At 45.0% G+C, this 922-nt stretch carries 1 protein-coding gene; it reads right to left on the reverse strand.

Translation table 11 applies throughout. The features are described from left to right. Positions 1 to 21: 21 nt before the first annotated feature. A complete protein-coding gene (locus A3756_RS17910) occupies positions 22 to 912 on the reverse strand; it encodes a PP2C family serine/threonine-protein phosphatase (RefSeq protein ID WP_068508396.1) in 891 nt (296 codons plus the stop codon). Positions 913 to 922: the final 10 nt, after the last annotated feature.

Here is a 922-nt window from a genome sequence, read left to right on the forward strand (position 1 = left end):
TTGTTCTTCCGTCCTTAGAAACTAGATAAAGAAAATCAAAAACACTATTGCGAACAAGACCAAAGCCAACATCATCGACCTACCTTTGAGATGACGCAAATAAGCTCTTTTATCAAACGCGTGGCGGTAAGTACCTTCAAGCTTAGGCGGGACGATGCTTGCAGTTTTGTTTTTAGATTTAGAGTTAAAATCCGACGCCCGAATTTGACGGACATCTTCCTGAAACTGAATTAAAGAAAAGCTCACGTTATCTGGTGCGCCTGCCTCCAACACCAAATCTAATAGTGTCTCTCCAGCCTCATCCAAAGAAGGGCTATCACAAACTGTTTGAAAGATCGTACTTTCTTCCAATGGACCAGACAAACCGTCTGTACATAAAAGCAGGATATCACCTTCGTGCAATTCGCCTAAAACCTTGGGAATTTTTTCCAGATTCATCTGTCCCATCGCTTGAGTCAGCTCATGCTGCCCAGCATGAGTCCGAGATTCACCTTCAGAAATAATACCCTGTTGAAGTAACTCATTAGCAAGATTGTGGTCTGTGGATAATTGAGACAGACCCTCACTATCTATCAAATAGGCACGACTATCCCCAACCCAGGCTAGCTCAAATTGATGCCCATGAAACAGACTAACCACAACAGTGCTAGCCATTCCCTCCAATTCTTGCTGACTTCGTGCCGCAGATATCAGTGCAGAATTTGCATCTTCAACAGACTCTCGCAGCGACTTTCCCTGACGAATCCGTCGTTCAATTGTTTGAACGACTAATTGACTCGCGACATCACCATGCGCATTTCCGCCGACGCCATCAGCAACCACCCACAGGCCCAGAGTTTCATTGGCTACAACGCTATCTTCATTTCTTTCACGAACCAAGCCCTGATGGCATACGGAGGTTGATTTCAACATGATGGGTCAG

It is taken from the genome of Oleiphilus sp. HI0086 (assembly GCF_001635225.1).